The sequence below is a fragment of the Sinorhizobium sp. GQ132 genome (assembly GCF_059758575.1).
Window position 1 is genome coordinate 521,674 of the sequence record NZ_JCAXDX010000001.1, and the last position, 26,709, is coordinate 548,382.

The following is a 26,709-nucleotide window of genomic DNA, read 5'->3' on the forward strand; positions in this document are numbered from 1 at the left end:
CGGTTGACGCGCCTCCGGCGGCTGATATACCAGTTTTGCAGCCAGAACGACGCAGGGAGGAAGCCGCGTGGATGCCAGACACCCCAACACCATGAAGGTGATCGCCACGCGATTGACGGCGCGAGGCGCAACATTGCAGCCCGCGAACGCGATGCCGGTCGCAGGCACCGGACAAGCAGGCACCGGAAACGGATGGGCCTTCTGATGCGGCTTTCGAGAAAGACGATCGACCGCCTGCCGCCCACCGTCAAAAGGCCCGATTACGACCTCGGTCCAGTTACCGTCGGCATCGTACACCTCGGCATCGGCGCCTTTCATCGCGCGCACCAGGCGGCGTACACCGATGCGCTGCTCTCCGAGAATCCGTCCTGGGGCATCTGCGGCGTCTCGCTGCGCAGCCCGGAAACGCGCGACGCGCTTCAACCGCAGGACGGGCTCTACACCCTCGCCGTCCAGGACGGCGAAGGCTCCGATCTCGGCGTGATCGGCAGTGTCGTCGAGCTCCTTTGCGCGCCGGAGGACCCGGAAGCCGTTCTTCGCCGCATGGCAGACCCCGCCACGCGCATCGTGTCGCTGACGATCACCGAGAAGGGCTATTGCCACAATCCGGCAACCGGCACGCTCGACGAAGGCCACCCGGACATCGTTCACGATCTCGCAAACCCCGCGCGGCCGCGATCGGCAATCGGCTTCATCGTCGAGGCGATTTCGCGTCGCGTCAGCGCCGGTATCGCCCCTTTCACGCTGCTTTCCTGCGACAATCTTCCGGGGAACGGGCATGTCCTGAAGCGTATCGTCACACAGTTCGCGGAACTGCGCGATCCGGCCCTCGCCGCCGTCATCCGCAACGTCGCGTCGCCTTCGACCATGGTGGACCGCATCGTTCCGGCCACCACCGACGGCGACCGGAGTGCGGTCGCCGCGGCAATGGGGTTCGAAGATGCCTGGCCGATCATGACCGAACCCTTCCGGCAATGGGTGATCGAAGAGGATTTCCCGCTCGGCCGCCCGGCATGGGAAAAGGCGGGAGCGCTCTTCGTCCAAGACGTCTCCGCCTTCGAGTTCATGAAGCTCCGGCTTCTGAACGGAAGCCATTCCACACTTGCCTATCTCGGCTATCTCGCCGGTGCCGAGACGGTGGCGGATGCCATGTCCCTTCCGGGCATGGAAGCTTTGGTCGAAGGGTTGATGCGCCACGAGGTGAGCCCCACCCTTCCGGAACTGCCCGGCTTCGACCTTCCGGCCTATCGGGCCGAACTCCTTCAGCGCTTTCGCAATCCGGCGCTTCGCCACCGCACCTGGCAGATCGCCATGGATGGCTCGCAGAAGCTGCCCCAGCGCCTCCTCGGCTCGATCAGGGACCGGCTGCACGCCGAGGCCGGCTATGACCGGCTCGCGCTCGGGGTCGCCGCCTGGATGCGGTATGCGCGCGGCCTGGACGAGGCGGGGCGTCCCATCGACGTGCGCGATCCGCATGCTGCCCGGATTGCCGGGCTTGCGCAGGGCATTGACGAGCCGGACCGCATCGTCGATGCCTTTCTGACGATGACGGACGTCTTCGGCACGGACCTTCCGGCGAGCGCTCCGTTTCGCGCCGCGCTGATCAAGGCGCTGGATGGACTCCTCCGGAACGGGTCGGCGGCAACGCTTCGAAGCTACGGGGCTTAGAGCGGGACGAGGCAAAAAAGTGTATCCGGTTTCCACCCGCGTCCCGCGTCTCAACTTCTTGGAACCGATCACGGTCCTGTTTGGTCGACCCGACTTAAAACATCGTGATCTAAGGACGGGCGAAGGAAGGCCATGTTCGATCTCAGCGGCAGGACGGCTCTGGTTACCGGCGGCGGACGCGGCCTCGGGCTGGAGATGGCGAAGGCGCTTGCCAGGGCCGGCGCCTGGACGGTGATCAACGGCCGCAACGGCCAAGGCCTTGAAGAGGCGCGTAAGCGGCTCCAAGGCGACGGTATCGAGATCGGGATTGCGGCCGGCGACATAACCCGCGATGCGCCGGCGATCATCGCCGCCACGGTCGAAAAGACTGGCGGACTCGACATTCTCATCCACGCCGTGGGCGAACGCGACCGCCGCGGGACGGAAGCGATGGAACCGCACGAATTTGCGGCTCTGTTGAACACCGACCTGACCGCGGCCTACGCCATGGCAAAGACCGCCCTTCCCTATCTCAGGCGCTCCGCGGCCGGTCGGCTGATCTTCGTGACCTCGATCGCCGCCTTCGCGGCGCGGGCCGGCGATCCCGCCTATACGGCGGCGAAGGGCGGGCTCGCCGCACTGACGCGCTCGCTCGCGGTCGAACTCGGCGCCGACAATCTCACCGTCAACGCGATCGCGCCCGGCTGGTTTGCAACCGAGACCAATGCGCATCTCGCAGCCGATCCGGCGCTCAAAGCCTTCGTCGACGTCCGCATTCCGCTGAAGCGCTGGGGGCGGCCGGAAGAGATCGCCCCCGCCGCCGTCTTCCTCGCCTCGCCGGCCGCGAGCTTCGTCAACGGAATCACGCTCACCGTCGACGGCGGAATGACCGTGCAGATGTGAGGATTGGTGGATGCCGGCAGGCCAGAGGGGGCAAGCTATCCCTCCTTCGCCTCCTCGTTCCCCCTGAGCAGATGGATCAGCGCCGAGAAATCCTCTGCCCCGTGGCCGAGCTTCTCGAAGAGGCTGTAAAGCTGTGTCGCCTGTGCCCCCATCGGCGTCGACGCACCGCTGGCGCTGGCCGCCTGCTGCGAGAGTTTCAGATCCTTGAGCATGAGGCTCGCGGCGAAACCGGGCTTGTAGCCACCATTGGCAGGCGAGGTCGGAACCGGACCGGGCACCGGGCAATAGGTCGTCAGCGACCAGCACTGGCCCGACGAGGTAGAGGCCACGTCGAAGAGCGCCTGATGCGAGAGGCCGAGCCGTTCGGCGAGCACGAAGGCCTCGCAGACCGCCGCCATGGAAACGCCGAGGATCATATTGTTGCAGATCTTCGCCGCCTGGCCGGCGCCGGCGTCGCCGCAATGGACGATCTTCTTGCCCATGGCTTCGAGCAGGTGCTTGCCGCGCGAGAAGGCGCCGTCGCTCCCTCCGACCATGAAGGTCAGCGTAGCGGCCGCCGCCCCCGCCGTGCCGCCGGAGACCGGCGCGTCGAGCGAAGGGCAGCCAGCCCTTTCGGCAAGGCCGTGAACCTTGCGCGCGCTTTCGACGTCGATTGTCGAGCTGTCGATTAGAAGCGTGCCGGGATCGACGAAGCCGAGCAGTTCGTCCCACACATAAAGGACATGCGCGCTCGCCGGCAACATGGTGATGACGCATTCCATCTCACGCACGGCCTGCGCGATCGAGCCGGCGACCGAGACGCCCGTCTTGGCGGCGGCATTGCGCGAGGCTTCCGAAAGGTCGAAACCGGCGACCGCGTGGCCCGCCTTCACCAGATTGGCGGCCATAGGTCCGCCCATGTTGCCAAGCCCGATAAAGGCGATCTTCGTCATCTTGCCTCTCCTCCTCAACTGAAACTGTCGCGAACTGCCCGCGCCTTATGCCTTTCCGGCGAAGAGCGGCGCGCCGTCATTCCTCCCGAAGCGGGCGAGCATCTGGGGGGTAGCTTCCGAAAGCCCGACCGACCATTTCGGATTCCTGTCCTTGTCGATCACCGCGGCCCTGACGCCCTCGTAGAAATCCGGGTTGGAAAGCATGGCGAGGGTGGCGGCATATTCCCGCTCGAGGCATTCGTTGAGCGTTGCGCTGGCGCGCCCTGCCCTTAGGAGCGACAGCGTCAGTTTGAGGCTGATCGCCGATCGGGTCTTCAGGAGTTCGAGCGTCTCGCGCGCGAAATCCGACTCGTCCTTCTCCAGTGCCGCGAGGATCTCCTCCACGGCATCGAAGGCGAAGCAGCGGTCGATGACGGACAGATGGTCGAGCAGGGCCGATGCCGGGGGCTCGCTCGAAACGGCGCGGATCGCCGCCGAAACGTCATCGGCCGTGGCCGAGGCAGAGAGCGAGGCGATGAGCTCGCCGATCCTCTCGGAGGGAACGAAACTGTCGGCGAGGCGCGCATGGATGACCGCCGCCGCACCGATATCGCGGCCCGTCAGCCCGAGATAGGTACCGAACTCGCCGGGCGCGCGCGGCAGGAGCCAGGTCGCGCCGACATCGGTGAAATAGCCGATCCCCGTTTCCGGCATGGCGAAGCGCGTCCTCTCGGTCACGATCCGATGGCTGCCATGGGAGGAAACGCCGACTCCGCCGCCCATCACGATCCCGTCCATGATCGCGATATAGGGCTTGGAATAGGCTGAAATTCGGCTGTTGACGATGAACTCCTCGCGCCAGAACTGCGCGCCCTCCTCAGGCCGTTCGCGGCCGCTTTCGTAGATCATCCGGATGTCGCCGCCGGCGCAGAGGCCCCGTTCGCCCTCGCCCGTGACAAGCACCGCGGCAATCTCCGGGTCGCGCTCGAACTCGGTCAGCGCCGCAGCGATCGCGCGGATCATCGTGCGATTGAGGCTGTTCAGTGCGCGGGGACGGTTGAGCCGCAGCCTGCCGATCGCGCCCTGGCGCTCGACAATGACCTCCGGAAGCGTGGTCTGCATCTCCATCGAAAATCCTTCCTAGTTCCGTCCCATGATCGCACGCGACACGATCAGCCGCATGATCTCGTTCGTACCTTCGAGTATCTGGTGCACCCTCAGGTCGCGGACAATCTTCTCGACGCCGTAGTCGGCGAGATAGCCGTAGCCGCCATGCAATTGCAGTGCGTCATTGGCGACAGCAAAGCAGCGATCTGTGACAAAACGTTTGGCCATCGCGCAGAGCTTCGGCGCCTCCGGGTCCGCCGTATCGAGGGCGCAGGCCGCCCGCCAGAGGAAGGTCCGAGCGATTTCCAGATCCGTCGCCATATCGGCGAGGCGGAACTGCAGCGCCTGGAATTCGCCGATCGCCTTCCCGAAGGCACGGCGCTCCTGGACATAGGCAAGCGCCTTGTCGAAAGCGGATTGCGCGCCCCCGAGCGAGGCGGCGGCGATGTTGAGCCTCCCGCCGTCGAGACCGGCCATGGCGATCCTGAAGCCCTCGCCCTCGGCACCCAAGCGGTTCTCGACGGGAACGCGAACATTGTCGAGCATCACCGCCCGCGTGGGCTGGGCATGCCAGCCCATCTTCTTCTCATTGGCGCCGAAGGTGAGCCCAGGAGCGTCCTTCTCGACGACAAAGGCGGAGATCCCCTTCGGCCCTTCCTCGCCCGTGCGTGCCATGACGATATAAAGGCCGGACTCGCCGGCACCGGAAATGAACTGTTTCTGGCCGGTAAGCAGATAGGCGTCACCCTCGGGCACCGCCTTTGTCTTGAGCGCGGCCGCGTCCGAGCCGGAGCCGGGCTCCGTCAGACAATAGCTCGCCAGGACGTCCATCGTGAGAAGCGGCGGAAGCAGGCGCCGGCGCTGCGCGTCCGTGCCGTAGCGATCGATCATGCCGGCGCACATATTGTGGATCGAAACGAAGGAGGCGATCGCGGGGCAGCCGGTCGCGAGCGCCTCGATGATCATTGCCGCGTCGAGACGGGTAAGTCCCGTTCCGCCGACGTCGTCGCGGACATAGATGCCGGCCATTCCGAGCGCGGCCGCCGCGCGCAAAGTCTCCACCGGAAAATGCTTCTGCTGGTCCCAGTCGATTGCGTGGGCCGCGATCTCGTCCCGGGCAAAATCGAGCGCCATCGTGCGGATGGCCTGCTGTTCCTCGGAAAGGCGAAAATCCATATGCATGTCCTCCCTGACCCGCATATCGCTGCTGCAATGCTTAGTTACAGCAAAACCCGCACAGGCACAGACGCAAATGCACACAGTATCTGTTCAGAAACGAACAGGACGCTAGGCGCGGCTCTACGTCTCGCTAAGACGATACGGCAGAGCGCCGCGCATGTCATGATCGACGATGAGCTTGCGCTTCAGCGGCGGCACGGCACGGCTCGCACATCTGGTGCGCTCGCAGATGCGGCAGGAAATGCCGATCGGATCGTAGGCGGCGCGGTTCCCGAGATCCATGTCGTCAGCATAAACGAAGGCATCGGCGTAGGAGATTTCGCAGCCCAGCGCCAAGGCATAGCGGGGATGCGCGGCCCGGTAGCCGCCGCCGCCCTTGGTGATCTGGGTCGCGAGACAGAGGTAGCGCACGCCGTCCGGCGTCTCCGCAAGCTGGCGGATGATGCGGCCCGGTGTCTCGAAGGCCTGATGCACGTTCCAGAGCGGGCAGGCCGCGCCGAAGCGGGCGAATTGCAGCTTGGCGGCACTGTGCCGCTTGGTGATGTTGCCGGCCCGGTCGATCCGCGCGAAGAAGATCGGAATACCCTTCTGCCCCGGCCGCTGCAGCGTCGAAAGCCGGTGGCAGACCTGCTCCAGCGAGGCACCGAAACGGGCAGCAAGAAGCTCGACATCGTGGCGCAGGTCGCGTGCGGCTTTCGAGAACGGCTGGTAGGGGAGGATCAAGGCGCCCGCAAAATAGTTCTGCAGACCGATGCGGCAGATCTCATAGGCTTCCTCCGTTCGGAAGCCGGCGCTTCCCGCCACCCGGTCGATCTCCTCGCGAGCGTGCATCTGTGCGATCTGCAATGCGAGCTGGAAGTCGCGTGTCGCCGCCGGCGCGTAAGGATTGAGCGTGAGTAGGCGGGCGCGGGGATCGAAACGGCGGATCGCCTCGTCGCCCGCTGCCCCGCGCACGACACGTATCCCGTGGCGCGCCTCCAGATAGGCGGCGAGGGCCGCATGGTTGTCGCCATCGCCGAGGCCGAGCTCGCCCGCAAGCGTCTCGGCGAGCGTATCGATTTCATGAATATAGTTGTCGACGAAATGGAAGAAGTCGCGCACCTCTTCATAGGGCGTCGTCTCCACCAGGGACGCACCACGACCGATCGTGTCGTCGATGCTGGCGAGCTGCTCGCTGTTGCGCCGATAGGCCTGATGACAGGAGATCAGCGCATGGGCGAGCCCCGGCGCATTCTGGGCGACGAGCTTCAGCTCCTGCAGGCTCGGCGAATAGGTTTCGAAGAGCGGATCGCTCAAAGCTTCCGACAGTGCCGAGAGCAATCGGTCGCTCTCGCCCGAGGAAAGTTCGGCGATGTCGATCTGGAACTTCTCTGCCAGTGCGAGCAGCACCGCCGCGGACACGGGACGCTGATTGTTCTCGATCTGATTGAGATAGCTCGTCGAAATTCCAATGCGCTCGGCGAACTGCCCCTGCGTCAGTCGCTTGCCATCCCTGAGATCCCTGACCTTGCGGCCGATATAGAGCTTCCCGATCGCCATCCTTGCACTCGTATTCGCAACTTTGCAGTTTGCGCTTCGCAATTTTATATGTTCCACATTTGCACATCATCGGCGGTTTTTCCATCAGGCCTTCGGCGCTATTGCGAAGGCAGGCAAGCCTCTGCACAATCAGCAAAAATGGAGGAGAGCGATGCGCGCCGTACTTGAACAGGTGGAAGCCCGCCGGGCCGAAGCGAGGGCGGGCGGCGGTGAACGCCGCGTGGCCGCGCAGCACGGCAAGGGCAAGCTGACGGCACGCGAGCGCATCGACGTGCTTCTCGACGAGGGCTCCTTCGAAGAATACGACATGTATGTGACGCATCGCAGCGTCGATTTCGGCATGGCTGGCCAGAAGATCCCCGGCGACGGCGTCGTCACCGGCTGGGGCACCATCAACGGCCGCCAGGTCTATGTCTTCAGCCAGGACTTCACGGTTCTCGGCGGCTCCCTCTCCGAGACCCATGCCCAAAAGATCTGCAAGATCATGGACATGGCCGCGCGCAACGGTGCGCCGGTGATCGGCCTCAACGATTCCGGCGGCGCGCGCATCCAGGAGGGCGTGGCGTCGCTCGCCGGCTATGCCGAGGTCTTCCGCCGCAATGCGGAGGTGTCGGGCGTCATTCCGCAGATCTCGGTGATCATGGGCCCCTGCGCCGGTGGTGCGGTCTACTCGCCGGCGATGACCGACTTCATCTTCATGGTGCGCGACAGTTCCTACATGTTCGTGACCGGTCCCGACGTCGTGAAGACGGTCACCAATGAGATCGTCACCGCGGAAGAGCTCGGCGGCGCCCGCACGCACACGACGAAATCCTCCGTCGCCGACGGCGCCTATGAAAACGATGTCGAGGCGCTCGAGCACGTCCGCCTGCTCTTCGATTTCCTGCCGCTGAACAACCGCGAGAAGCCGCCGGTGCGGCCGTTCCATGACGACCCCTCGCGCATCGAAATGCGGCTCGACAGCCTGATCCCGGACAGTGCCGCCAAGCCATACGACATGAAGGAATTGATCCTCGCCATTGCCGACGAGGGCGATTTCTTTGAACTCCAGGCAAGCTTCGCCCGCAACATCATCACCGGGTTCATCCGCATCGAAGGCCAGACCGTCGGCGTCGTCGCCAACCAGCCGATGGTTCTCGCCGGCTGCCTCGACATCGACTCCTCGCGCAAGGCGGCGCGTTTCGTCCGCTTCTGCGACGCCTTCTCGATCCCGATTCTGACGCTCGTCGACGTGCCCGGCTTCCTGCCCGGCACCGCCCAGGAATATGGCGGCGTCATCAAGCACGGCGCCAAGCTGCTCTTCGCCTATAGCCAGGCCACCGTGCCGATGGTGACGCTGATCACGCGCAAGGCCTATGGCGGCGCCTATGACGTCATGGCATCCAAACACATCGGCGCCGACGTGAACTACGCCTGGCCGACGGCCGAGATCGCCGTGATGGGCGCCAAGGGCGCGACCGAGATCCTCTACCGTTCCGAACTCGGCGATCCCGAGAAGATCGCAGCCCGGACGAAGGAGTACGAAGAGCGCTTCGCCAACCCCTTCGTCGCCGCCGAGAGAGGCTTCATCGACGAGGTGATCATGCCGCACTCCTCCCGCCGCCGCATCGCCCGCGCCTTCGCCTCCTTGCGCAACAAGCAGGTCGAGACCCGCTGGCGCAAGCACGACACCATCCCGCTTTGACGGGAGAACCCGATGGGAAACATGTTCAAGAAGATCCTCATCGCCAATCGTGGTGAAATCGCCTGCCGCGTCATCCGCACCGCGAAGAAGCTCGGCATAGCGACAGCTGCCGTCTATTCGGATGCCGACCGCGACGCAATGCATGTACGCATGGCGGATGAGGCCGTCCATATCGGCCCCTCCCCCTCCAGCCAGTCCTACATCGTCATCGAGAATATCCTCGCGGCGATCCGCAGGACCGGGGCCGATGCCGTTCACCCCGGCTACGGCTTCCTCTCCGAAAACGCCGCCTTCGCCGAGGCTCTGGAGAAGGAAGGCGTGACCTTCATCGGTCCGCCGGCTGGGGCGATCGAGGCGATGGGCGACAAGATCACCTCGAAGAAGCTCGCCGCGGAAGCGGGCGTCTCCACCGTTCCCGGCCATATGGGGCTGATCGAGGATGCGGACGAGGCCGCGCGCATCGCCGCTGAGATCGGCTTTCCGGTGATGATCAAGGCTTCCGCCGGCGGCGGCGGCAAGGGCATGCGGATCGCCTGGAACGAGCGCGAGGCACGGGAGGGTTTCCAGTCGTCGAAGAACGAGGCGAAAAGCTCCTTCGGCGACGACCGCATCTTCATCGAGAAATTCGTGACCGAGCCCCGCCACATCGAGATCCAGGTGCTCGGCGACAAACACGGCAATATCGTCTATCTCGGCGAGCGCGAATGCTCGATCCAGCGGCGGAACCAGAAGGTCATCGAGGAGGCGCCCTCGCCCTTCCTCGACGAGAAGACGCGCAGCGCCATGGGCGAGCAGGCGGTCGCGCTGGCAAAGGCCGTCGGCTATCACTCGGCCGGCACGGTAGAGTTCATCGTGGACGCCGGCCGCAACTTCTACTTTCTCGAGATGAACACCCGGCTGCAGGTCGAGCATCCCGTGACGGAACTCGTTACCGGCCTCGATCTGGTCGAGCAGATGATCCGCGTCGCGGCCGGCGAGAAGTTGGCTTTCACCCAGAAAGACGTGAAGCTCGACGGCTGGGCAATTGAAAGCCGGCTCTATGCGGAAGACCCCTATCGCAACTTCCTCCCCTCGATCGGCCGGCTGACGCGCTATCGTCCGCCGGAGGAAGGCGTGCAGGCCGACGGTACCGTCATCCGCAACGACACCGGCGTCTGCGAGGGCGGCGAGATCTCGATGTATTACGATCCGATGATCGCCAAGCTCTGCACCTGGGGACCGGACCGACCGACGGCCGTGCGCGCGATGGCGGATGCACTCGAGGCGTTCGAAGTCGAAGGGATCGGCCATAACCTGCCCTTCCTCTCGGCCGTCATGCAGCAGGACCGTTTCCGTGAGGGACGGCTGACCACCGCCTATATCGCCGAGGAATTCAAGGACGGGTTTCAAGGGGTGGCGCCGGACGAGACTTCGGCACGCAAGCTTGCCGCCATCGCGGCTACGGTCAACCAGACGCTCCAGGAGCGCGCCAGCCGGATTTCCGGCACAATCGGCAACCACCGCCGGATCGTCGGCCATGAATGGGTGGCGAGCCTCGACGGGCACGACATTCAGATCACATGCGAGGCTTCCGCCGACGGCACCTATGTCCGCTTTGCCGACGGGACCTCCGTTTCCGTCGCAACCGACTGGGCGCCCGGCCGCACCCGCGCCGCTTTCAATATCGACAATCAGCCCATGAGCGTGAAGGTCGAGCTCGCCGGCCCGGGCATAAGGTTGCGTTGGCGAGGGATCGACGTCGTCGCAAGGGTCAGAAGCCCTCGCGTCGCCGAGCTCGCCCGCCTGATGCCGAAGAAGCTTCCGCCCGACACGTCCAAGATGCTGCTCTGCCCGATGCCCGGGGTGGTGACCTCGATCAGCGTCAAGCCCGGCGACACGGTCGAGGCCGGACAGGCGATTGCCGTCGTCGAGGCGATGAAGATGGAGAATATTCTGCGGGCGGAAAAGCGTGCGATCGTGAAGCGCGTGGCGATCGAAGCCGGCGCGAGCCTCGCGGTGGACGAGTTGATCATGGAGTTCGAGTGATGGTGCAGCGTTGAGGAGGCGCTGAGATGCCGCCATAAGGAGCGGCAGCTTTGCCCCTCACCCTAGCCCTCTCCCCGCACGCGGGGAGAGGGACTTAAGACTGCGCCGCGAGTCTCCTTCGCCCCGCTTGCGGGGAGAAGGTGCCGGCAGGCGGATGAGGGGCTTGCGGTTTCATCGGTACCGATGAGGGCCAAGCCCCGGCCAAAGCTATTCGGAGTGAAACAATGACCGACAAGACCATCAAGGACTGGGAAGCCCTTGCCGAAAAGGAACTCAAGGCCTCCCCCGAAAGCCTCGTCTGGCACACGCCGGAGGGCATCGACGTCAAGCCGCTCTATACGAGCGACGACATCTCCGGCATCGGTCACCTGAACGCGCTCCCCGGCTTCGAACCCTTCGTGCGCGGCCCGCGGGCCACCATGTATGCCGGCCGGCCCTGGACGATCCGGCAATATGCCGGCTTCTCGACGGCCGAGGCGTCCAACGCCTTCTATCGCAGAAACCTCGCCGCCGGCCAGCAGGGCGTCTCGGTCGCCTTCGATCTCGCCACGCACCGCGGCTATGACAGCGACCACCCGCGCGTCGAAGGGGATGTCGGCAAGGCCGGGGTCGCGATCGACTCGGTGGAGGACATGAAGATCCTGTTCGACGGCATCCCGCTCGACAGGATTTCGGTGTCCATGACCATGAACGGTGCGGTGATCCCGATCCTCGCCTCCTTCATCGTTGCCGGCGAGGAACAGGGCGTCAGCCGCGACAAGCTCTCCGGGACCATTCAGAACGACATCCTCAAGGAGTTCATGGTCCGCAACACCTACATCTATCCGCCGGAACCCTCGATGCGGATCGTCGCCGACATCATCGAATATACGGCGAAGGAGATGCCGAAGTTCAATTCGATCTCGATCTCCGGCTATCACATGCAGGAGGCCGGCGCGACGCTCGTGCAGGAACTCGCCTTCACCCTTGCCGACGGGCGCGAATACGTGCGCGCGGCACTCGCCAAGGGGCTCAACGTCGACGACTTCGCCGGCCGGCTCTCCTTCTTCTTCGCAATCGGCATGAACTTCTTCATGGAGGCAGCGAAGCTGCGCGCGGCACGGCTCCTCTGGACGCGGATCATGAAGGAGTTCAAGCCCGAGAAGACGTCCTCCCTGATGCTGCGCACTCATTGCCAGACGTCGGGCGTGTCGCTTCAGGAACAGGACCCCTATAACAACATCGTCCGCACCGCCTTCGAGGCGATGTCCGCCGTGCTCGGCGGCACGCAATCGCTTCACACCAATTCCTTCGACGAGGCGATGGCGCTTCCGACGGATTTTTCAGCCCGCATCGCCCGCAACACGCAATTGATCCTGCAGCACGAGACCGGCGTGACGAAGGTCGTCGACCCGCTTGCCGGCTCCTATTACGTCGAGAGCCTGACGAACGAGCTTGCCGAAAAGGCCTGGGCCCTGATCGAGGAAGTGGAGGCGCTGGGCGGCATGACGAAGGCCGTCAACGCCGGCCTGCCGAAGCGGCTGATCGAAGAGGCCGCGACCCGACGGCAAGCCGCCGTAGACCGCGGCGAAGAGGTAATCGTCGGCGTCAACCGGTACCGGCTCGAGAACGAGCAGCCGATCGACATTCTCCAGATCGACAATGCCGCGGTTCGGGCGGCTCAGATCAAGCGGATCGAGGAGACGAGGCGCCGGCGGGACTCACGGAAGATGAAGGAAGCGCTGGACGCGCTGGCCGACGTGGCGCGCAGCGGCAAGGGCAATCTGCTCGCCGCCGCCGTCGAGGCCGCCCGGGCCCGCGCCACCGTCGGCGAAATCACCGATGCCATGCGGGAGGCTTTCGGCGATTACACCGCCATTCCGGAAGTCGTCACCGACATCTACGGCAAGGCTTATGAAGGAGATCCGGAACTCGGCGTTCTCGCCGGACGGCTCGGGGAAGCGACGAAGCGGCTCGGCCACAAGCCGAAGATCATGGTAGCCAAGCTCGGCCAGGACGGGCACGACCGCGGCGCCAAGGTGATCGCATCCGCCTTCGGCGATATCGGCTTCGACGTCGTCGCAGGCCCCTTGTTCCAGACGCCGGAAGAAGCCGCCGATCTGGCGCTCGCCGAAGAGGTCACCGTTATCGGCGTTTCATCGCTTGCCGCCGGCCACAGGACGCTGATGCCGCAGCTCGCAGAGGCACTGAAGAAGCGCGGCGGCGAGGACATAATCGTCGTCTGCGGCGGTGTCATTCCCCGGCAGGACTATGATTATCTGATGGAGAACGGCGTCGCCGCCGTCTTCGGACCCGGCACCCAGGTGCTCGACGCCGCGCGCGCCGTGCTGGATCTGATCGAAGGCAGGCGGCGAAACGTGTAGTCCCCGGCGTCCGGCCGAGTTCAGGTCTCGATCCGGAGCTTCATCCGGTCGGCGGCAAAGCGCGTTCGCGAATATTCGACCGGGCGGCCTCCGAGATCCGCATTGACCGATTGCGTCTCCATGACGATCGCCCCCGGCGAGAGTTTCAGGAGCGAGAGTTCCTCTGCGTCCGCGTGCCGCGCGACGATCTCCGTCGAGACCCGGACGTAGTCGTCGAGCCCATGCACGGCAAAGGCCTTGGTGACCGATCCGAGCCGCGCATATTCCTCCGCCATCCTCGCAAAGCGCTCGGCGGGGTAGTAGCTGACCGCCGTCGAAAGCGGCCGCCCGTCGCCGCTGCTGACGGTGCTGAGCTCGATGAGAGGGGTGCCCGGGGGAACGCCGAGCGCAGCGGCGATTTCGCCGCTTGCCGTCACTCGGCGATGCCCCCGGAGCTCGGTTCCGATTTCCTTCACCTGGCGGCCGAGACCTTGGGAGAAGCGAGTGCGCCGCGAGATCGGATAGCTCACACGATCCTTGCGCTCGATCATCGTGCCGCGCCCCTGCACCGCGCGCACCAGACCTTCTTCCGCGAGTGCTGCCAGCGCGCTGCGGACGGTGTGGCGATTGACGCCGAATTCCGCCGCAAGGGCCGTCTCCGGCGGCACCATGCCGGTCGCGTCATAGTCGCCGTTGCTGATCGCGAGCCGTATTCTGTCGGCAATCTGCCGCCACAGCGCCACGCCCATCTGCCGTTCGACGACCTTCGCCACCATCTTCTTCGCCCCACTTCTTTGCCGCCGGTTTCTTGGCAAATGTCACAAGCCTGTCATTTGCTAAGGCTATGGAAAGGTATAAGATGTATAGTTGTCTAGATCAATAGACATTTTGGAGTGAGATGATGGACGCAGCTAAGACAAGTGATGAAGGCATCGCTCAGCGCCGGGAAGGCATGCGGCTTCTGGCGCGCGCCACGCTCGGCGAACTTTCCATGGCCTGGGATGCGATCGAGGACAAGCCGGAGGTCGCGCCGGTGCGCGGTCCGGAAACCGGGCTCGTCATGGTGCGCGGCAAGATCGGCGGCGGCGGCGATCCTTTCAACCTCGGCGAGGCCACCGTTTCACGCGCCACCGTGCGGCTTGCGACCGGAGAGATCGGCCATGGGCAACTGCTCGGCACCGACAAGGCACGCGCCCGCTTTGCCGCGATCTTCGACGCGCTTTTTCAGAGCGCTGCGCATCGCGCAAGCGTCGAGGCGCTGCACGAGCAGGTGGCCGCTCGCCTTGATGCGGCAGACCGTCGCAAGGCCGAGGAAACGGCTGCGACCCGCGTCGACTTCTTCACCATGGTCCGCGGAGAGGATTGATGACGGCCAAATCGCAAATCTATAGCGGCGCCTTCGCCGATCCTGTCTTCGAGGCGCAGTCCGTGTTCCGCAGCCTGATGGACCGCTTCGCCCGCCCGGGTACCGTCGGCCGGCTTTCCACTGCTGCAGCCCCTCCGGCGCCACTCGGAGAGGCAAGCGGAGCTGTCGCGCTCACGCTCTGCGACCACGACACGCCGGTCTGGCTATCGCCGGCGCTCTCCAAATCCTCGGCGCCGAAGTGGATCGCGTTTCACACCGGCGCGGGCGTCACCGAGGCGAAGGACGAGGCCCGCTTTGCCTTCTTCGAGAAGGGCGCGGCTGTGCCGGGCTTCGACCAGTTCGCCCTCGGCACGCAGGAATATCCCGACCGTTCCACCACGCTCGTCGTCGAGGTGGAAGCGCTCGAGGGCGGGCGGCCGCTGATCGGCCGGGGACCGGGAATCAAGAGCGGGATCGTCATCGCACCGAAGGGCCTGCCCGACGTGTTCCTCGACCTCTGGGCCGCCAACCGGGCGATCTTTCCGCGCGGCATCGATCTCGTCCTGACGGCGCGCGAGGCAGTGCTTTGCCTGCCGCGCACCACCAAACTCGAGCGGGAGTAAGCGCATGTATGTAGCCGTCAAGGGCGGAGAAGCCGCCATTGCCAATGCTCACCGGCTGCTGGCCGATCGCCGGCGCGGCGACCGGGCGCTGCCCGCGATCACCATAGAACAGGTCGTCGAGCAGCTCGGGCTCGCGGTCGACCGCGTAATGGCCGAGGCCTCGCTTTACGACCGTGCGCTTGCGGCCCTTGCCGTGCGCCAGGCGCGCGGCGACATGATCGAGGCGATTTTCATCCTGCGCGCCTACCGCACGACCCTTCCGCGCTTCGGCTGTTCCGAACCGGTCGACACCGCGAAAATGAAGGTCGAGCGGCGCGTCTCGGCAACCTACAAGGATCTCCCCGGCGGCCAGCTGCTCGGCCCCACCTTCGACTATACGCACCGGCTTCTCGACCCGTCGCTCATCGGCGAAGAGCCGGTCGATGAGCCGGCGCTCAAGGAGCCGGGCGAACCTGTCATGCGCGTCTCCGACATTCTCGACGGCGAAGGTCTGATCGAGGGCGACGGCCGGATGCCGGAAGGTCACGTGGCGGGCGACCTCACGCGCGAGCCGATGGAATTTCCGATGGCACGCGATCTCCGCCTGCAGGCGCTTGCCCGTGGCGACGAAGGATTCCTGCTGGCGCTCGCCTACTCCACGCAGCGCGGCTATGGCCGCACGCATCCCTTCGTCGGCGAGGTCAGGATCGGCGAGGTCGAGGTCGAACTGGAACTGCCGGAGCTGGGCTTTGCCGTTTCACTTGGGGTCATCCGCGTTACCGAATGCCAGATGGTCAACCAGTTCAAGGGCTCGGCCAAGCAGCCGCCGCAATTCACCCGCGGCTACGGACTCGTCTTCGGCCAGAGCGAGCGCAAGGCGATGTCGATGTCGCTGGTCGATCGGGCCCTCCGGACCGACGAATTCGACGAGGACATCGTCGCCCCCGCCCAGGATCAGGAATTCGTCATCTCGCATGCCGACAACGTCCAGGCGACCGGCTTCGTCGAACATCTGAAGCTGCCGCATTACGTCGACTTCCAGGCCGAGCTCGACCTGGTCAGGCGCATGCGCCGGGAACACGACGCCGCCCAGGCCGGCGGCAGGGACGGCATGAAGGAGGCCGCCGAATGAACGACCTCGCAACTTACAACTTCGCCTATCTGGACGAGCAGACGAAGCGGATGATCCGCCGCGCGATCCTGAAGGCGATCGCCATCCCGGGCTATCAGGTGCCCTTCGCCTCCCGCGAAATGCCGATGCCCTATGGCTGGGGCACCGGCGGCGTGCAGGTGACCGCCTCCATCCTCGGACCCGACGACGTGCTTAAGGTGATCGATCAGGGCGCCGACGACACGACGAACGCCGTTTCGATCCGCGCCTTCTTCCAGAAGGTCGCCGATGTCGCCGTCACCACGAGGACGACGGAGGCGACGATCATCCAGACACGGCACCGCATTCCCGAGGAGCAACTGAGAGAGGGGCAGACGCTCGTCTACCAGGTGCCCATTCCGGAACCGCTGCGCTTCCTCGAACCGCGCGAAACCGAGACGCGCAAGATGCATGCGCTCGAGGAATACGGGCTCATGCATGTGAAGCTCTACGAGGACATCGCCCGCAACGGCCATATCGCCACGACCTACGCCTACCCTGTGAAGGTCGAGGGCCGTTATGTGATGGACCCCTCGCCGACGCCGAAATTCGACAATCCGAAGATGCATATGTCGGAGGCCCTCCAACTCTTCGGCGCCGGCCGGGAAAAGCGCATCTATGCGGTGCCACCCTATACCGAAGTCGTCAGCCTCGATTTCGAGGATCACCCCTTCGAGGTTCAGAAATTCGACAAGCCCTGCGCCCTTTGCGGCGCCGAGAACGTCTATCTCGACGAGGTCGTTCTCGACGACAAGGGCGGGCGCATGTTCGTCTGCTCCGACACCGACCATTGCGAGGATCGCCGGGCGCACGGCCATGCCGGTGCCATGCTCGCCCCCGCCGCGAAAGAAAGCCAGGAGGCTGCAGTATGAGCGCCGTGCCGCTTCTGAAAGTCAGTGACGTTTCGAAATTTTATGGAAGTCGCATCGGCTGCCGCAACGTCTCCTTCGAGCTCTATCCGGGCGAGGTGCTCGCCATCGTCGGCGAATCCGGCTCGGGGAAGACCACGCTGCTCTCCTGCCTCTCGACCCGGCTGATGCCGACATCCGGCGTCGTCGAATATCACATGCGCGACGGCCAGTACCGGGATCTTGCGCGCATGAGCGAGGCCGAGCGTCGCTTTCTGATGCGCACCGACTGGGGCTTCGTGCATCAGAACCCGGCGGACGGGCTGAGGATGACGGTGTCGGCCGGTGCCAATGTCGGCGAGCGCTTGATGGCGGTCGGCGACCGGCACTACGGAAATATCCGCGCGGCGGCAGGCGACTGGCTGAGGCGCGTGGAAATCGAAGAGGACCGGATCGACGATCAGCCGCGCGCCTTCTCCGGCGGCATGCGCCAGCGCCTGCAGATCGCCCGCAATCTGGTCACCTCGCCCCGCCTCGTCTTTATGGACGAGCCGACCGGCGGCCTCGACGTCTCGGTGCAGGCACGCCTGCTCGATCTGGTTCGCGGCCTCGTCCACGACCTCGGCCTTGCGGCGGTGATCGTGACCCACGACCTCGCCGTGGCGCGCCTCCTTTCGCACCGGATGATGGTGATGAAGGACGGCGCCGTCATCGAACAGGGTCTGACCGACCGGGTGCTCGACGATCCGCGCGAGCCCTACACGCAGCTCCTCGTTTCCTCGATTCTTCAGGTGTGACGCATTGACAATGCGCAACGGAAAGTAAAGACCATGCCAACTCCCCTCGTTGTCTCGGAAGTCGCGAAAAGCTTCACCATGCACCTTCGCGACGGCGTGCGCCTGCCGGTGGTCGCGAATGTCTCCTTCTCGGTGAAGGCCGGCGAATGCGTCGTGCTCGGCGGCCCCTCCGGCGTCGGCAAGAGCTCGATCCTCAAGATGCTCTACGGAAATTACGGCGTCGACGAAGGCCAGATCCTGGTGGAACATGACGGCCGCCTGGTGAACCTCGCGACGGCCGAGCCGCGCACCGTGCTCGAGGTACGCCGCACGACGCTCGGCTATGTTAGCCAGTTTCTGCGTGTCGTGCCGCGCGTCTCCGCCCTCGACATCGTCGCCGAGCCCCTGCAGGCGCGCGGGGTGACGGCGGCCGAAGCGCGGGAGCGTGCGGCCGAACTGCTTTCGAGGCTCAACCTGCCGAGGGAACTCTGGGCCCTGCCGCCGGCCACCTTCTCCGGCGGCGAACAGCAGCGGGTCAATATCGCCCGCGGCTTCATCACCGACCATCAGATCCTGCTCCTCGACGAACCGACGGCCTCGCTCGATGCGAAGAACCGCGCAGTGGTGGTGGAAATGATCGCAGGGAAGAAGGCCGCCGGCACGGCGCTGATCGGTATCTTTCATGACGAGGAGGTACGCGAGGCGGTCGCCGACCGCATCATCGACGTATCGGAATTCTCTCCGAGGAAATACGCAGCATGAGCCAGAAACTCGGCCTCGAACCCGCCATCCATCCGACAGCGAGCGTCGTGAATTCGACGCTCGGCCGTTACACCGAAATCCGGGAACGCTCGCGCCTCGACGAGGTGGAGTTCGGTGATTATTCCTACATCATGCAGGACGGCTCGATCTGGTGCGCGACGGTCGGCAAATTCGTCAACATCGCCGCAGCCGTGCGCATCAACGCCACCAACCATCCCACCTGGCGGGCGACGCTGCATCACTTCACCTATCGCGCACCGATGTATTGGGACGATGCGGAGCCCGACCACGATCTCTTCGCCTGGCGCCGGCAGAACCGGGTGACGATCGGCCATGACGTCTGGATCGGCCATGGCGCGACGATCCTGCCCGGCGTGAGTGTCGGCAATGGAGCCGTGATCGGCGCCGGCGCCGTCGTCTCCAAGGACGTCGCACCGTACACGATCGTCGGCGGGGTACCTGCGAGACTCATCCGAGATCGCTTCACGGCCGGGGTCGGCGAAGCCATGGATCAGCTCGCCTGGTGGGATTGGGACCACACCAAGCTACGCCATGCGCTGGACGATTTCCGGGAACTGACGGCGGAGGAGTTCCTTGTGCGGTATAGCTAGGCGCCGCGCGTATGATGCCCTCTCCCGCTGCCGCGACCTTCTCCCCGTTTCGACGGGGAGAAGGCACAACCCGGAAGAGGGGCAAATCCGCCGCCGCAAGCGTATCAGGCGGCCGCAGCTTCCCTCAAAAACGCACCCGCGACCCGAGCCACCAGCGCCAGCGAAACGGCACCCGCATCCGGGTGGCCGATGCTCTTTTCGGCCAGCGGCCGGGCGCGGCCGAGTTTCGGGGTCAGCGCGGAGGTCGCATCAGCGGCCTCTTGAGCGGCCTTGGCCGCCGCGTTCCAGGCTTCCACAAGCGGCCTGCCGGCGGCGGATTCCCTTTCCAGCGTCTCCACGAAAGGCACCAGCGCGTCGACCAGCGTCTTGTCGCCCACGCGCGCGCGGCCGAGACGCGTGACCCCGTCGAGTGCGAGGCGGGAGCCCTTCGCGATCGCCGCGTCGCTCACCTTATCCTCATCACTGAAGGCATTGCTCCAGGAGCGCAGGGCCAGGCCCCAGATCGCGCCCGAGGTGCCGCCGGCGCGGTCCGCCCAGGCGTCGCCCGCGGCAGCAAGCACGCTTGCGGCCCCTGCCCCAGCCGCGGCCGCCGCCTTTGCTGCGTCGAATGCGGCGGCCGAACCGCGGCGCATCCCCTGGCCGTGATCGCCGTCGCCGGCAAAGGCGTCGATGCGGCCAAGTTCCTCCTCCGCGTCCTTCAGCGCCTCGGCAATGTTACCGATCAGCCGGGCTATGCATTTGCCGCTTTCCTTCGAGGCTTCCGCTGCGGGGCCGAAAGACTGCGGGCCGTCGGCGTCTACGATTTCGTCGGTCGCGGGTTCGGCGGCAATGATCACACCCTTTCGCAGCACCGGCGCATCCGTGGGCGCGCGCCAGAGCGCCTCCAACTCTTCGTCCAGCCAGAGAAGGGTGAGCGAGCAGCCCTGCATGTCGAGGCTGGTGACGAATTCGCCGCATTCGGGGTCGACGATTTCGAGGCCCGCATCGCTGAGCTGTCTGGCGATCGCCGTCCAAAGCACGAAAAGTTCTTCATACTTGGTCGAGCCGAGACCGTTCAGCACGGCCGCCACCTTCCTGGAGCCTGCGGGGCGCTCAGCAAGAAGCTTGCCGGTTAGAAGCTTCGCGAGATCGCTCGCCGTCGCGATCGTCTCTTCGCTGACGCCCGGTTCCCCGTGAATGCCGAGTCCGAGCGCCATCTGGCCCTTCGGCACGGTGAAAAGCGGACCGGTGGCGCCCGGAAGCGTGCAGCCGCCGAAAGCGACGCCGAAGGATACCGTCCGCTCATTGGCGTGACGCGCGAGCCGCTCGACCTCGTCGAGCGACTTGCCAGCTTCCGCTGCCGCGCCGGCGATCTTGAAGACGACGAGGTCGCCGGCAATCCCGCGGCGCTTGGCCGACGTCTCCGCGGGCGCACTCGCCACGTCATCGGTCACCGGCAGGATGCGCACGTCGATGCCTTCGGAGCGAAGCCGTTCGGCCGCAACCCCGAAATTCAGAACGTCGCCCGCATAGTTGCCGAAGCCGAGCAATACACCGCCGCCCTGGTCGGCATGGCGGCAGACGCGGGCTACCGCGGCCGTCGAGGGCGAGGCAAAGACATCGCCGGCGACCGCCGCGTCGGCGAGCCCCGGCCCGACATAGCCCGCAAAGGCCGGGTAATGTCCCGAGCCGCCGCCGACCACGACGGCGACCTTGCCCTTCGGCACCTTGGTCGAGCGCACGACGCCGCCCTTCACCAGGCGGACGTTGCGCTGATAGATCGCCGCGAATCCTGCGAGTGCGGTCGTGGCGAAATCTTCCGGAGCGTCAAAGATCGTGGTCATCGCTTCAATGTCCCCTTCAATGTCCTTCTTGTCGAGGCAGGATGCGCCTCAGATAGTCCCGATTGGCGGCGCTGACGGAAAGGCCGTCACCGCCGTAATGCTCGCAGAGGAAGGGACTGTCGAAGCCATGCGCCAGCGCCATGCGAATTGCCGCCCGATAGTTGATAAGGCCGAATTCGAGCGGGGCCGGATGGGTGACGATGACGCCGGATGCCGGATCTTCCGTGCGGTTGTAGTTCTTGACGTGCCAGTATTTGGCAAAAGGCGCAACCTTCGCCATCATTTCCTGCCAATGTTCCACGGGCCGGTGCAGGCGGATGAGATTGCCGAGATCGGCATTGATGCCGACATTGGCGAGGCCTACCTCCTGAACGAAGCGCACGGAACTGTCGGCCGTGCCCAGATAGGTATCCTCGTACATCTCCAGCGAGACTTCGATGCCGAGTTCTTCGGCATGGCGGCCGAGTTCGCGAACGCGCGAAACCGCCAACTGCCAGGTTCCCGCATCGTCGGGGTTCTTCACGCCGTCGACCGTCCAGAACCAGAGCACTTTCTTCTGCGCCTCCGTCAGCGGGCCGAAGAAGCCGAAGGACACCGAGCCGGCGCCTACGGCGGCAGCCGCCTCGACGACCCGGTGTCCGTAAGCGAGGTATTCCTCGCCATGTTCCGGGTCTATGAGGCTGCGCCGCGAGGTGGAGATCGCCGGTATCGTGAGGCCGAGAGACCGTGTCAGGCCCACGAACTGATCAAGACGCTCCGCCGAAAGGTCCGCCAGCCGTATCCAGCTGTCGGTCGGATCCAGTTCGGTGAAGCCGGCATCCACCACGTCGGCGAGCGTCGCCCCCCACTCCTCGACCGGCTGGTCCTGCACCGAACGGCCGTCCGGCAAAAGGTTGGGATACTGGATCATCGCGGCCGCAATCGGCCAGTTGTCACGGTTCCATTTGCGCGGCGCCATGGCGGACTCCTCGGGATTTGAAGAAATTGGATCTGGGGGTACGGGACGAGGCGGCCGGTCAGGCCGCCGCGTTGCCGTCGCCGCTCGAAGCGGCAACCTCGTTCTTGCGCCTGCGCAACGTGCCGATCAACCAGAAGAAGAGCGGGGAGAGAAGCAGCGCAAGGGCAACGGCCATCAGGGCAGAGACAAGGCCGTTCGACCAGAAGATGTTGAGGCTGCCGCCCGACATCAGCATGGACTGACGGAAGGCGTCTTCCGCCTTGTCGCCGAGCACCATGGCGAGAACCAGCGGCGCCAGCGGATAGTCCAGCTTCTTGAAGATATACCCCAGGAGACCGAAGCCGATCACCATGAAGATGTCCGAGACGGAGTTCGCGACCTGGTAGGCCCCCGAGAAGATGACCGCGACGATGATCGGTCCGATGATCGAGAACGGCACGCGCAGGATCGAGGCGTAAAGCGGCACCGTCGCGATCACGAGGAAGACGGCGACGACATTGCCGAGATACATGGAGGCGATCAGACCCCAGACGAAGTCGGGACGATCGGTGAAGAGCATAGGGCCGGGCGTCAGGCCCCAGATCATCAACCCGCCCATCATCACCGCGGCGGTGGCGGACCCCGGGACGCCGAGCGCCAGCATCGGCAGCAGAGCCGATGTGCCGGCGGAATGGTCGGCCGTCTCGGGCGCGACGATGCCACGCGGATCACCCTTGCCGAACATCGATTTGTCGCGCGCCGAGCGCCGGGCAACGCCATAGCTCATGAAGGAGGCGGCGGTCGGGCCGGCCGGCGTGATCCCCATCCAGATGCCGATGATCGTCGAGCGGGCGATCGTCAGCCAGTAACGCGGGATCTCGATCAGCGTCCTGCCGATCTCGGAGAGACGCACCCGCGCCTTGATGCCTTCGAAGCGCAGCCCCTCTTCCGTCGTCAGCAGCAGTTCGCCGATGCCGAAGAGTCCCATGACGGCAATCAGGAAGCTCACGCCCTTGATCAGTTCGGGGATGTCGAAGGTGAGCCTCAGATTGCCCGAGATCGTATCCATGCCGATCGAGGCGAGCGCGAAGCCGAGCATCATCGAGACGAGCGTCTTGAAGGGTGACTGCGCGCCCATGGAGATGAAGCTCGCAAAGGCGAGGAAATAGACGGCGAAATATTCGGGCGAGGAGAATTTGAGCGCAAAGTTCGCCACCCAGCCCGAAAGCAGCGTGATCATGACGACGCCGGCAAGGGCGCCGAGGCCGGCCGAAACGAAGGCAAGCGTGAGCGCCCGGCTCGCATGACCGGCTTTCGCCATGGGATAGCCGTCGAATGTCGTGGCGACCGAGGAGGGCTCGCCCGGAATGTTGAAGAGGATCGACGTCGTCGAGCCGCCGAAAAGCGCGCCCCAATACATGCAGGACAAGAGGATGATCGCCGAGATCGGGTCCATGGAGAAGGTAAGCGGCAGAAGCAGCGACACGCCGTTCGGCGCACCGAGGCCCGGCAGCACGCCGACGAGGATGCCGAGCGTCACGCCGACGATCATCAGCAGGATGTGGTTCCAGCTGAGGATGTGGCCGAAGCCATCGATCAGAAGACCGATATTTTCCATGTCATTCCTCCCGCAAGCACTGCACCCTTGCGGGTCAGTAAATTCCGAACCAGGCTTCGACCGGTCCCTTCAGCAACGGAACCTGGAAGCCGATTTCGAAAACGATGAAAAAGAAGATCGAGACGCCGAGTCCTGCGGGGATCGCGATCCACCATTTGTAACGCCCCTGGAAGAGCATGGTCGCGGCGATGTAGAGCGCCGTTCCGACATAGAGTCCCAGCCAGGCGGAAACGGCAGCGAAGGCCGCAATCGGCAGCAGGAAAGAGGCGACCACCCTGGCGCGGGCGCCGTCGAGGAAGATCTCGCCTGTACCGCGATGCTTGAAGAATGCATGCGCGATATTGGCGAGGCTGCCGAGAACGATGAGCAGACCGATATAGAAGGGGAAATAGCCCGCATCCGGACCCATGTCGGTCCAGCCCGCACCGATGTCGAGAGAGCCGTAGCAGACAGCGATGCCGAAGGCACCCGTCAGCGCGGCGACGCCGAGTTCCACCGCAAAGCGGCTGATCCCATTCGCACTGTTCTCACTCATGATCGTGACCTTTCCAAGCGGAGAATGGGCGTCCTGAGAGGCCGAGGATGGATGCGGTTCTGCCCGCATCCTCTCCCCCCGGCCCAGGCGCCCATCGACCGGTCCTTAGTTGGCGAGCCAGCCTTCGCGCTTCAGCACTTCGCCGATCGTCGCGCCATCCTTTTCGATGACGGCTTTGAGTTCGTCGCCGGTCATATAGCCGGGAGACTGCGAGCTGTCGGCGAGATACTTCGCCCATTCCGGCGTCTCGGAGACCTTGCGCAGGACATCCGCATAGAACTGGACGACCTCAGGCTCGACTCCGGCCGGCAGCCAGACGGTGCGCGGCATCGAGTAGTTCTCGATCGGAATGCCGGCTTCCTTGCAGGTCGGGATATCGCTCCAGGCCTTGTCGCCGGCGACCTTGGCGTCGCTCGTGAACTTCGCGCTCTTGAAGACGCAGAGTGGCTTGATCATGCCGGCCTGCCATTGACCGAGGTTCTCGCTCGGATTGTTGACATTGGCGTCGAGGTGCTCGCCGGCAAGCTGAACGGCCGCCTCGCCGCCGCTCTTGAAGGGGATGTAGTTGATCTTGGCGCCGGTTGCGTCGTTGATCATCGAAGTCAGGATCTGGTCGGCATCCTTGGACTGGCTGCCGCCGATCTTCAGGCCGCCTTCCTTCGCCTTGGCCACGAAATCGGCAGCCGTCGCGTAGTCCGCCTTGCCATTGACCCAAAGCACGAACTCGTCGGACGCGAGCGAGGCCACCGGCGTCAGGTCCTCGGACGTATAGGGCACCTTGGCGCGGACCGGCAGCAGATAGGCATTGTTGGTACCGAAGGCGAGCTTGTAGGGATCACCCTTGTAGCCAGCCGTGTAGACGAAGCCTTCCGCGCCGCCGGCGCTGCCCTTGTTGGTGACGACGACCGGTGCCTTCATCAGCTCGTACTTGCCGATGATCGCCTGGATGGTGCGCGCGAAGATATCGGTGCCGCCGCCGGGGCCGGCGGTGACGACGAATTCGACCGGACGGTTCGGCTCGAAGGCCGATGCCGGCGCGGCAAGGCCGAATGCGGCGGCCGCGATTACTGCGATGGAGACGGATTTTTTCATGCGTGGTCCTCCCTTTGAGCTGGATTGCGGCGCGAGACCTCCCCTCACGCCGGTATTCATCGAAAGCGTGCGAATTCAGGCAGCAGCCGAAAGCGCCCTCTTTTTCTTCGCCATGCGGGCCGCAAGCAGGATCGCCTCGCGTGTTGCGCCTATATCGGCGATCCCCTTGCCGGCGATGTCGTATGCGGTGCCGTGGGCGGGCGTACAGAGCGGGAACGGCAGTCCGCCCATCATCGTCACACCCTTGTCGAAGCCGATGATCTTCATGGCGATCTGACCCTGGTCGTGATACATGGTCATCACCGCGTTGAAGCCTTCCTTCAGCGCCCGGAGGAAGATCGTATCGGCCGGGAACGGCCCCTCGACGTTGAAGCCGAGCGCCTTGGCCTTTGCGACCGCCGGCTCGATGATGTCGATCTCTTCCATGCCGAAGCTGCCGCCGTCGCCGGCATGCGGATTGAGTCCCGCAACCGCGATCTTCGCCTCATCGTAGCCGGCATCCTTGAGGCAGGCCTGCGTCAGTTTGAGTTCGGCAAGGATCGCCTCCACCGACAGATGGGAGGCCACGTCCTTGAGCGGGATATGCGACGTCACCCGCGCGTTCCACACCTTCTCGAGAACATTGAATTCACGAACTTTTCCGGTGAAGGAAAGCACATCGGCAACGAAGCGGATCTCGTCGTCATAGCCGGGATAGGCAAAGCGCATCGCCTTCTTGTTGAAGGGCGTGAAGCAGACGGCATCGGCCTTGCCCGCATGGGCGAGTTCGAGGGCGGTGCGGAAATTGCGCGTGGCGAAGGTGCCGCCGGCAAGCGTCGCCTCGCCGCGAACCACATCGGCCGGATCGAGATGGGCGAGATCCACGAAGACGTGGCGGATGGTGCCGGCGTCGTCGAGCGCATCGAGCGAAGCGGCTTCCAGATCCAGCGTGACGCCGGCCACCCGGGCGCCCTCGTCGAGGATGCGGCGATCGCCGATGGCGATGATGTGCGCCGCGTCGCGAATGTCGGAAAGGGCCAGAAGCTGCGCCGTCAGTTCCGGGCTGATTCCCGCGGGGTCGCCCATAGCCAGCGCAATCACAGGGCGCCGCTCCTTCGTTCCGTCCGCTCCTGATGTCGTCATTCGAGATGTCCTCCGCTTCAGCTTCGATGTCTCATACGTCATTCAAAATTCTGCATCAAGTCTTTTGTATTCTGTATGCAGCATTTTCTGTTGACGACATCCGGGGCAGTCTCCATGCTTGAATGAACGGCGCCGATTCAATCGCGCACAC

Annotated in this window: 23 protein-coding genes; 12 read left to right on the forward strand and 11 right to left on the reverse strand. The window is 64.7% G+C overall.

All coding sequences use genetic code 11. The features are described from left to right. The first annotated feature begins 192 nt into the window (after positions 1-192). Both AC6CIG_RS02400 and AC6CIG_RS02405 read left to right on the forward strand, forming a co-directional pair. Complete coding sequence (locus tag AC6CIG_RS02400) at positions 193-1,668, forward strand: mannitol dehydrogenase family protein (protein WP_498322164.1); 1,476 nt, start codon at positions 193-195, stop codon at positions 1,666-1,668. A gap of 132 nt (positions 1,669-1,800) precedes the next feature. Continuing rightward, positions 1,801-2,550 carry an SDR family oxidoreductase gene (locus AC6CIG_RS02405; protein WP_018096181.1) on the forward strand — a complete coding sequence of 250 codons (750 nt, stop codon included), beginning with the start codon at positions 1,801-1,803 and terminating at the stop codon, positions 2,548-2,550. A gap of 35 nt (positions 2,551-2,585) precedes the next feature. On the opposite strand, the gene mmsB is transcribed toward AC6CIG_RS02405, so the two are convergent. The 4 genes from mmsB to AC6CIG_RS02425 form a co-directional block, all read right to left on the reverse strand. After that, on the reverse strand, positions 2,586-3,482 hold the full coding sequence (gene mmsB, locus AC6CIG_RS02410; protein ID WP_498322165.1) for a 3-hydroxyisobutyrate dehydrogenase: 897 nt from the start codon (positions 3,480-3,482) through the stop codon (positions 2,586-2,588). Positions 3,483-3,527: 45 nt separating this feature from the next. Next, positions 3,528-4,589, reverse strand: a complete 1,062-nt coding sequence (locus AC6CIG_RS02415; RefSeq protein WP_498322167.1) for an enoyl-CoA hydratase/isomerase family protein — start codon at positions 4,587-4,589, stop codon at positions 3,528-3,530. Positions 4,590-4,601: 12 nt separating this feature from the next. Beyond that, positions 4,602-5,744: an isobutyryl-CoA dehydrogenase gene (locus AC6CIG_RS02420; protein ID WP_498322168.1), complete on the reverse strand. Its 1,143-nt coding sequence runs from the start codon at positions 5,742-5,744 to the stop codon at positions 4,602-4,604. A 123-nt stretch (positions 5,745-5,867) separates the two neighbouring features. After that, positions 5,868-7,286, reverse strand: coding sequence for a helix-turn-helix domain-containing protein (locus AC6CIG_RS02425; protein ID WP_102763672.1), 1,419 nt, complete (start codon positions 7,284-7,286; stop codon positions 5,868-5,870). A 151-nt stretch (positions 7,287-7,437) separates the two neighbouring features. On the opposite strand from AC6CIG_RS02425, the gene AC6CIG_RS02430 reads away from it, so the two are divergent. The 3 genes from AC6CIG_RS02430 to scpA all read left to right on the forward strand — a co-directional run bounded on the left by AC6CIG_RS02430 (position 7,438) and on the right by scpA (position 13,358). Further along, a complete protein-coding gene (locus tag AC6CIG_RS02430; RefSeq protein ID WP_100671276.1) occupies positions 7,438-8,970 on the forward strand; it encodes an acyl-CoA carboxylase subunit beta in 1,533 nt (510 codons plus the stop codon). 12 nt (positions 8,971-8,982) lie between these two features. Then, the gene (locus tag AC6CIG_RS02435) at positions 8,983-10,995 is read left to right on the forward strand and encodes an acetyl-CoA carboxylase biotin carboxylase subunit (protein WP_498322170.1); all 2,013 of its coding nucleotides are present in this window, start codon (positions 8,983-8,985) and stop codon (positions 10,993-10,995) included. A 224-nt stretch (positions 10,996-11,219) separates the two neighbouring features. Then, positions 11,220-13,358, forward strand: coding sequence for a methylmalonyl-CoA mutase (scpA, locus tag AC6CIG_RS02440; protein ID WP_437407558.1), 2,139 nt, complete (start codon positions 11,220-11,222; stop codon positions 13,356-13,358). Positions 13,359-13,378: 20 nt separating this feature from the next. Here the strand turns inward: scpA and phnF are convergent, their stop codons facing one another. Next, positions 13,379-14,113, reverse strand: coding sequence for a phosphonate metabolism transcriptional regulator PhnF (gene phnF / locus AC6CIG_RS02445; RefSeq protein WP_437407557.1), 735 nt, complete (start codon positions 14,111-14,113; stop codon positions 13,379-13,381). Between the two features lie 125 nt (positions 14,114-14,238). Between phnF and phnG the strand changes: the two genes are divergently transcribed. The 7 genes from phnG to AC6CIG_RS02480 are packed head-to-tail and all read left to right on the forward strand — an operon-like array spanning position 14,239 to position 19,431. Beyond that, on the forward strand, positions 14,239-14,703 hold the full coding sequence (phnG, locus tag AC6CIG_RS02450; protein WP_498322172.1) for a phosphonate C-P lyase system protein PhnG: 465 nt from the start codon (positions 14,239-14,241) through the stop codon (positions 14,701-14,703). After that, on the forward strand, positions 14,703-15,305 hold the full coding sequence (phnH, locus tag AC6CIG_RS02455; RefSeq protein WP_498322173.1) for a phosphonate C-P lyase system protein PhnH: 603 nt from the start codon (positions 14,703-14,705) through the stop codon (positions 15,303-15,305). The genes phnG and phnH overlap by 1 nt, the downstream gene beginning before the upstream one ends. A gap of 4 nt (positions 15,306-15,309) precedes the next feature. Beyond that, on the forward strand, positions 15,310-16,416 hold the full coding sequence (locus tag AC6CIG_RS02460; protein ID WP_018096170.1) for a carbon-phosphorus lyase complex subunit: 1,107 nt from the start codon (positions 15,310-15,312) through the stop codon (positions 16,414-16,416). Beyond that, positions 16,413-17,306 (forward strand): alpha-D-ribose 1-methylphosphonate 5-phosphate C-P-lyase PhnJ, encoded by an 894-nt coding sequence (locus AC6CIG_RS02465; protein WP_018096169.1) that lies wholly within the window; start codon positions 16,413-16,415, stop codon positions 17,304-17,306. Before AC6CIG_RS02460 ends, AC6CIG_RS02465 begins: the two co-directional genes overlap by 4 nt. Then, positions 17,303-18,079 (forward strand): phosphonate C-P lyase system protein PhnK, encoded by a 777-nt coding sequence (gene phnK, locus AC6CIG_RS02470; protein ID WP_011969858.1) that lies wholly within the window; start codon positions 17,303-17,305, stop codon positions 18,077-18,079. The genes AC6CIG_RS02465 and phnK overlap by 4 nt, the downstream gene beginning before the upstream one ends. A gap of 33 nt (positions 18,080-18,112) precedes the next feature. After that, on the forward strand, positions 18,113-18,820 hold the full coding sequence (gene phnL / locus AC6CIG_RS02475) for a phosphonate C-P lyase system protein PhnL (protein WP_018096168.1): 708 nt from the start codon (positions 18,113-18,115) through the stop codon (positions 18,818-18,820). Next, positions 18,817-19,431, forward strand: a complete 615-nt coding sequence (locus tag AC6CIG_RS02480) for a DapH/DapD/GlmU-related protein (protein WP_498322176.1) — start codon at positions 18,817-18,819, stop codon at positions 19,429-19,431. The genes phnL and AC6CIG_RS02480 overlap by 4 nt, the downstream gene beginning before the upstream one ends. Before the next feature lie 104 nt (positions 19,432-19,535). Here the strand turns inward: AC6CIG_RS02480 and AC6CIG_RS02485 are convergent, their stop codons facing one another. The 6 genes from AC6CIG_RS02485 to AC6CIG_RS02510 all read right to left on the reverse strand — a co-directional run bounded on the left by AC6CIG_RS02485 (position 19,536) and on the right by AC6CIG_RS02510 (position 26,558). Beyond that, positions 19,536-21,254, reverse strand: a complete 1,719-nt coding sequence (locus AC6CIG_RS02485; protein ID WP_498322178.1) for a dihydroxyacetone kinase family protein — start codon at positions 21,252-21,254, stop codon at positions 19,536-19,538. A 16-nt stretch (positions 21,255-21,270) separates the two neighbouring features. Next, positions 21,271-22,212, reverse strand: a complete 942-nt coding sequence (locus AC6CIG_RS02490) for a sugar phosphate isomerase/epimerase family protein (protein WP_498322180.1) — start codon at positions 22,210-22,212, stop codon at positions 21,271-21,273. Between the two features lie 58 nt (positions 22,213-22,270). Next, positions 22,271-23,809, reverse strand: a complete 1,539-nt coding sequence (locus AC6CIG_RS02495; protein ID WP_018096164.1) for a tripartite tricarboxylate transporter permease — start codon at positions 23,807-23,809, stop codon at positions 22,271-22,273. 34 nt (positions 23,810-23,843) lie between these two features. After that, positions 23,844-24,344, reverse strand: coding sequence for a tripartite tricarboxylate transporter TctB family protein (locus tag AC6CIG_RS02500; RefSeq protein WP_102763849.1), 501 nt, complete (start codon positions 24,342-24,344; stop codon positions 23,844-23,846). Between the two features lie 105 nt (positions 24,345-24,449). Next, positions 24,450-25,436 carry a tripartite tricarboxylate transporter substrate binding protein gene (locus AC6CIG_RS02505; protein ID WP_018096162.1) on the reverse strand — a complete coding sequence of 329 codons (987 nt, stop codon included), beginning with the start codon at positions 25,434-25,436 and terminating at the stop codon, positions 24,450-24,452. Between the two features lie 75 nt (positions 25,437-25,511). Continuing rightward, positions 25,512-26,558, reverse strand: coding sequence for a 4-hydroxythreonine-4-phosphate dehydrogenase PdxA (locus tag AC6CIG_RS02510; protein ID WP_498322181.1), 1,047 nt, complete (start codon positions 26,556-26,558; stop codon positions 25,512-25,514). Between the last annotated feature and the right edge of the window lie 151 nt (positions 26,559-26,709).